Raw genomic sequence first — 6,246 nt, forward strand, 5'->3', positions numbered from 1 at the left:
CAACGGCACGATCCGCAACATCCTCGGCGGCGTCATCTTCCGCGAGCCGATCATCTGCAAGAACGTCCCGCGTCTCGTTCCGGGCTGGACCAAGCCGATCGTCGTCGGTCGTCACGCCTATGGCGACCAGTACAAGGCCACCGATTTCCGCTTCCCCGGCAAGGGCACGATCACGCTGAAATTCGTGGGCGACGATGGCGAGGTGATCGAGAAGGAAGTGTTCAAGGCCCCCGACGCGGGCGTCGTGATGGGCATGTACAACCTCGACAAATCGATCATCGACTTCGCGCGGGCCTCGCTGAACTACGGTCTGCTGAAGGGCTGGCCGGTGTATCTGTCGACCAAGAACACGATCCTCAAAGCCTATGACGGGCGCTTCAAGGATCTGTTCCAGCAGGTCTTCGAAGAAGAATTCGCCGAGAAGTTCAAGGAAGCGGGCATCTGGTACGAGCACCGCCTGATCGACGACATGGTGGCGAGCTCGCTGAAATGGTCGGGCGGCTATGTCTGGGCCTGCAAGAACTACGACGGCGACGTGCAGTCGGATACGGTCGCGCAGGGCTTCGGCTCGCTGGGCCTGATGACCTCGATCCTGATGACGCCCGATGGCAAAACGGTGGAAGCCGAGGCCGCGCACGGCACGGTGACGCGTCACTATCGCCAGCACCAGCAGGGCAAGGAGACCTCGACGAACTCCATCGCCTCGATCTTCGCCTGGACCGGTGGCCTGAAGCACCGCGCCAAGCTGGACGGCAACGCGCAGCTCCAAACCTTCGCGGAAACGCTAGAGAAGGTCTGCGTGCAGGCGGTCGAAGACGGTCACATGACCAAGGACCTCGCGCTGCTCGTCGGCCCCGATCAGAAATGGCTGACCACGATGGGCTTCCTCGAGAAGATCGACGAATACCTGAACAAGTCGCTGTCGCTGTAAAGCGCGCGAAACGGGTTGAGGAAGGCGGGGGTATCCCCGCCTTTTTCATTTGGCGAGGCGGCTGCAGTCCAACTGGCACGGGGCGACCAGCCCCGGGCCGCGCCCGACCTCCCCCCGGGAGGGCGCATCGGCGACGACATCGCAGGCACCGTCGACTTACGGGCTTGCGAGATAAAGCACCCACACACAGGCGGATCAAAGCGCCCACCCGAGGTCGGGCGTGTCCCTCATCTCCTTTGTCGGGCCGGGCGCATCACAGGCCCGGCCCTTTCGCTTACCGCATCATGCTCCACGGCTCTGGCGGAGGCTCGGCGGGCCCGAGCCCGATATCTCTGCGCAAGTGGTCGCTGAGCTGCCCCGCATCGAGCGGGCGCGGTTTACCGCCACGCGCGATCAGCGCGAACAGCGCCGCGCGGAGAACCTTGCCTGCGCCGAACTTGGCGATGGCGGCTTCGATGGTGAATGCGTCGCTCGGACGCTCGAGAGTCTGGATCATGTCATGTCCCGGCGCGGGACCATCCCCGCAACCGGCCTTTCTTCTACTGATGTGAAAGAAGACCCGACGGGGACCGCGAGAATGCGGCCAAGATGCGTCGCGACAGGATCGGGACGCGGAAATCGGGTCAGTTTGCGGGAGTGGGGCCTAGGCCCCGGGGCGTATCGGGAGGGTCAGTCCTGGCGTCGTGCGACGCGAGTGGTGCCCGAAAAACCGATACGGGTTTCGCACTGCGATGCGAGGGCTTGGCGATATGACATCATGGCGGCCCTCCTCTTGTCTTGGGCATTGCGAATGGCGCCAATTGGCCCGATCCAGCAAGCGGCGGCAACTCACGCGACTGTGATCCGCAGGTATTCGAGCACCTCTGTTGCCGATGCGCCTCAGTTCTTGCGCTTGGCGTTGCCTCGTGGCATCTGAGCGCCATGAGCGACACCCGTATCCAAGACCCGCACCGCCACACCCTGCCCGAGGACACCCAAGGGCTTCTCACCGGCACTTTGTTGGTGGCGCTGTCGGTGTCGCTGCTGCATGGCGCGGGGCTGTTCACCGGTCAGATCGCGGGCCTGTCGCTGGTGCTGTCTTACGTCACCGGCTGGAGCTTCGGCGCGATCTTCTTCACGCTCAACCTGCCCTTCTACTGGCTGGCCTTCCGCCGGATGGGCGCGCGGTTCACGGTGAAGACGGTGCTCTCGGTCGCACTCCTATCCGGATTTACCGAAATATTCCCGCATATTCTGAGCTTCGCCATCCTCCACCCCGGTGCTGCCGCCGTGCTGGCAGGCGTGACCGCAGGCGCGGGCCTTCTGGCGCTGTTCCGCCACGGCGCGAGCCTTGGCGGCGTGGGGATCGTGGCGCTTTACCTGCAGGACAAGACTGGCTTCAAAGCGGGCCGCACGCAGATCCTGTTCGATTGCGGCGTGTTCCTCTTCGCGCTCTTCGTGCTGCCGCTCGACAAGGTGCTGTGGTCGCTGCTGGGCGCGATGGTTCTGAACGTGATCATCCTGATCAACCACCGCCGCGACCGCTATATCGCCACCTGATCCGGGCGTGATCTGCGGGCAACGGGTCCGCGCACCCTGCCCCGACCCTTTCGCGCGATGCAAAGCCGACCTGCGCCCAGCGATTTGGTAGGTCAGCTATTATGCCCTATTATTGGGTCATGACCACTGACGCACATATCACCGCCGACCAGATCGCAGCCAAAGAGGCGACCCGTCCGCATTACTCGAAGCTCGAGGATCTGCAGGGCCTTGTCGTGGCCGCCGCCCAAGCCGCGCTGGGGATTCACCTGCTGCGCGCCGCGGGCCTCGTGACCGGGGGCACCGCAGGCGCCGCGCTGATCCTGTCCTATATCACCGGGTTCAGCTTCGGGGTCGTGTTCTTCGTGATCAACATCCCCTTCTACGCCTTCGCCTATTACGCGCGCGGCGCAGGTTTCGCGCTGAAAAGCCTCGTGACCGTGACGCTCGTCTCGCTGATGGCCGAGGCGCTGAAACCCGTCCTGCATGTCGCGGAAATCCACCCCGCCGTGGCCGCCGTGCTGTTCGGTATCTCGGCAGGCGTCGGCCTTCTCGGCCTCTTCCGCCACAAGGGCAGCCTCGGCGGTGTCTCCATCGTCGCCGTGATCCTGCAGGACAAGTTCGGCTTCCGCGCTGGCTGGACGCAGCTGATCCACGACCTGTGCCTGTTTGTCATCGCGAGCTTCATCCTCGCGCCGCCGCTGGTGCTCTACTCGCTTCTGGGCGCGCTCGTGCTGAACTTCATCGTTGCGATGAACCACCGTCGCGACTGGTATATCGCCGAGTGATCCGGCAAACTGCCGGGCATGTTCAACACCTACCTCTTCCTGCTCATCGCGGTCGCCTTCGAGACCTTCGGCTCGGCCTGTCTGCAGGCGAGCCAGCAATTCTCGCGGTTCTGGCCGACGGTGGGCGTGGCGGTAGGCTTCATCGGCGGGCTCTATTTCTTCACGCTGGTGCTGAAGGTGCTGCCGCTCGGGATCACCTATGCGCTGTGGTCCGGGATCGGCATGGTTCTCATCGCGGGCGTGGGCTGGCTGATGTTCAATCAGCGGCTGGATTTGCCCGCCCTGATCGGGATCGCGCTGATTCTGACGGGGATCATCGTGATCAACCTGTTCTCGAAATCGCATTTCCACTGACGTGATGCCGCATCGCGGCGCGATTGCCGCGCTGGGGGCTAGCCGAGAGGCAATCTTTCCTTTATGGGCGGGGCAACTCAAGAACAGGACGACCTCCCATGGACCTTCGCAACATTGCGATCATCGCTCACGTGGACCACGGCAAGACGACGCTCGTGGACCAGCTTCTGCGCCAATCGGGCGCTTTCCGTGAAAACCAAGCCGTCGCCGAACGCGCGATGGACAGCAACGACATCGAACGCGAACGCGGCATCACCATTCTCGCCAAGGCCACCTCGGTCGAGTGGAAAGGCACCCGCATCAACATCGTCGACACCCCCGGCCACGCCGATTTCGGCGGCGAGGTGGAGCGTATCCTGTCGATGGTGGACGGTGTTGTGCTGCTGGTGGACGCGGCCGAAGGCCCGATGCCGCAGACCAAATTCGTGACCTCGAAGGCGCTCGCGCTCGGCCTCAAGCCGATCGTGGTGCTCAACAAGGTCGACAAGCCCGCCGCAGAGCCCGATCGCGCGCTCGACGAGGTGTTCGACCTCTTCGCGAACCTCGACGCCGATGAAGAGCAGCTCGACTTCCCGCACCTTTATGCCTCCGGCATCGGCGGCTGGTGCGACGAGGAGCTGGACGGCCCGCGCGAGAACCTCGACGCGCTGTTCGATCTGATCCTGAAGCATGTCGAGCCGCCGAAGCAGGAATTCCGCGCCGACGAGCCCTTCCAGATGCTGGCCACCACGCTCTCGGCCGACCCGTTCATCGGGCGCATCCTCACGGGCCGCATCGAGGCGGGCACGCTGAAGGTCGGCGATCAGCTCAAGGCGCTCTCGCGCAAGGGCGACCGCATCGAAGCCTTCCGCTGCACCAAGATCCTCGCCTTCCGTGGCCTGTCGCAGCAGCCGATCGACGAAGCCGTCGCAGGCGACATCGTCACCGTCGCGGGCATGACCAAGGCGACCGTGGCCGACACGCTCTGTGCGCCCGAAGTCGACACCCCGATCGACGCGCAACCTATCGATCCGCCGACGATCTCGGTGACCTTCGGCATCAACGACTCGCCGCTCGCCGGCAAGGACGGCTCGAAGGTCCAGTCGCGCATCATTCGCGACCGCCTGATGAAAGAGGCCGAAACCAACGTCGCGATCCGCGTCGAGGACACCCCCGGCGGCGACGCCTTCGTGGTCTCGGGCCGTGGCGAACTCCAGATGGGCGTTCTGATCGAGAACATGCGCCGCGAAGGGTTCGAACTGTCGATCTCGCGTCCCAAGGTGATCTTCCGCGAGGAAGACGGCCAGCGCATGGAGCCGATCGAGGAAGTCATCATCGACGTGGATGAGGAATATTCCGGCGTCGTGATCGAAAAGCTGACCGGCTACCGCAAGGGCGAGCTGGCCGAGATGCGCCCCGCTGAGGGTGGCAAGACCCGCATCGTGGCCCATGTCCCGTCGCGCGGCATGATCGGCTATCAGGGCGAGTTCCTGACCGACACGCGCGGCTCGGGCGTGCTCAACCGCCTGTTCCACGGCTGGACCCCTTACAAGGGCCCGATCGACGGTCGCCGTCAGGGCGTGCTGATCTCGATGGAGAATGGCGTATCGGTCGCCTACGCGCTGTGGAACCTCGAAGAACGCGGCAAGCTGTTCATCGGCGCGCAGGAGCAGGTCTACACCGGCATGATCATCGGCGAGCATTCGCGCGAGAACGATCTCGAAGTGAACCCGCTCAAGGGCAAGAAGCTGACCAACGTCCGCGCCTCGGGCACGGATGAAGCGGTCCGCCTGACCCCACCGACGCGGATGTCGCTCGAGGAAGCCATCGCCTATATCAACGATGACGAACTCGTCGAGGTCACGCCGAAGTCGATCCGACTGCGCAAACTGCATCTCGATCCGCACGAGCGTAAGCGCGCCGCGCGCGAAGCGTGATCGGTTGCGGCCCGCGCCGCACCGGAACACCGCAAGCTGACGTCACGAAGAAGGCCCCGCGCACCCGCCGGGGCCTTCTCCATGATTGCACCCGCCGCTTGCGGCCTTTATAAGGCTCCACAACAATATCTAGAATATCGAGGCGCGCGTGACCGACACTCCTGAACCGCCGGAAACCGAAGAAGAAGGCCCCGGGCGGCCCGCTTATCTCGGCCCCACCGTTTCCATCGCGGATGAGATGAAGACCGCCTATCTCGATTACGCGATGAGCGTGATCGTGAGCCGCGCGATCCCCGATCTGCGCGACGGTCTGAAGCCCGTTCACCGGCGCATCCTGTTTGCGATGCACGAAACCGGGAACACCTTCGACAAGCCCTATCGTAAATCGGCACGTCCGGTCGGCGACGTGATGGGTCAGTACCACCCGCATGGCGACGCCGCGATCTACGACGCGTTGGTGCGCATGGCGCAGCCCTTCTCGATGTCGCTGCCGCTGCTCGACGGTCAGGGCAACTTCGGCTCGATGGATGGCGATAACGCGGCAGCGATGCGCTACACCGAAGTGCGCATGGCGAAACCGGCCAATTACATTCTCGCCGATATCGAGAAAGACACGGTCGACTTCCAAGACAACTACGACGGCAAGCAGGAAGAGCCGACGGTTCTGCCCGCACGCTTCCCGAACATGCTGGTCAACGGCGCGGGCGGCATCGCCGTGGGCATGGCCACCAACATCCCG

The 6,246-nt window shown here is 63.9% G+C and carries 7 protein-coding genes; 6 read left to right on the forward strand and 1 reads right to left on the reverse strand.

Going from position 1 to position 6,246, the window contains the following annotated elements; genetic code table 11:
- Positions 1-931, forward strand: a 931-nt coding sequence (locus tag B3D39_RS13320) for an NADP-dependent isocitrate dehydrogenase (protein WP_286789781.1), incomplete at its 5' end; no start/stop codon positions are given.
- A gap of 274 nt (positions 932-1,205) precedes the next feature.
- Here the strand turns inward: B3D39_RS13320 and B3D39_RS13325 are convergent.
- Positions 1,206-1,427 (reverse strand): hypothetical protein, encoded by a 222-nt coding sequence (locus B3D39_RS13325; protein WP_078540864.1) that lies wholly within the window; start codon positions 1,425-1,427, stop codon positions 1,206-1,208.
- A 425-nt stretch (positions 1,428-1,852) separates the two neighbouring features.
- Here B3D39_RS13325 and B3D39_RS13330 point away from each other — a divergent pair, with 425 nt between their 5' ends.
- The 5 genes from B3D39_RS13330 to B3D39_RS13350 all read left to right on the forward strand — a co-directional run.
- Positions 1,853-2,470, forward strand: coding sequence for a YitT family protein (locus B3D39_RS13330; protein ID WP_274963412.1), 618 nt, complete (start codon positions 1,853-1,855; stop codon positions 2,468-2,470).
- A 101-nt stretch (positions 2,471-2,571) separates the two neighbouring features.
- Positions 2,572-3,237: a YitT family protein gene (locus tag B3D39_RS13335; protein WP_286789782.1), complete on the forward strand. Its 666-nt coding sequence runs from the start codon at positions 2,572-2,574 to the stop codon at positions 3,235-3,237.
- 18 nt (positions 3,238-3,255) lie between these two features.
- The gene (locus B3D39_RS13340; RefSeq protein WP_078520728.1) at positions 3,256-3,591 is read left to right on the forward strand and encodes a DMT family transporter; all 336 of its coding nucleotides are present in this window, start codon (positions 3,256-3,258) and stop codon (positions 3,589-3,591) included.
- Positions 3,592-3,689: 98 nt separating this feature from the next.
- Positions 3,690-5,507: a translational GTPase TypA gene (typA, locus tag B3D39_RS13345; RefSeq protein ID WP_078540857.1), complete on the forward strand. Its 1,818-nt coding sequence runs from the start codon at positions 3,690-3,692 to the stop codon at positions 5,505-5,507.
- Positions 5,508-5,655: 148 nt separating this feature from the next.
- Positions 5,656-6,246 (forward strand): DNA gyrase subunit A (locus tag B3D39_RS13350; RefSeq protein WP_286789783.1); only part of this gene is annotated, 591 nt, incomplete at its 3' end.

The organism is Thioclava sp. UBA3469 (genome assembly GCF_002378135.1).
Taxonomy (GTDB): Bacteria; Pseudomonadota; Alphaproteobacteria; order Rhodobacterales; family Rhodobacteraceae; genus Thioclava; species Thioclava sediminum.

Excerpts from the sequence above, each read along its gene's own strand:
- typA (WP_078540857.1), top strand. The coding sequence starts at position 3,690 with ATGGACCTTCGCAACATTGCGATCATCGCTCACGTGGACCACGGCAAG.
- B3D39_RS13325 (WP_078540864.1), bottom strand. The coding sequence starts at position 1,427 with ATGATCCAGACTCTCGAGCGTCCGAGCGACGCATTCACCATCGAAGCC.
- B3D39_RS13335 (WP_286789782.1), top strand. The coding sequence starts at position 2,572 with ATGCCCTATTATTGGGTCATGACCACTGACGCACATATCACCGCCGAC.
- B3D39_RS13330 (WP_274963412.1), top strand. The coding sequence starts at position 1,853 with ATGAGCGACACCCGTATCCAAGACCCGCACCGCCACACCCTGCCCGAG.
- B3D39_RS13340 (WP_078520728.1), top strand. The coding sequence starts at position 3,256 with ATGTTCAACACCTACCTCTTCCTGCTCATCGCGGTCGCCTTCGAGACC.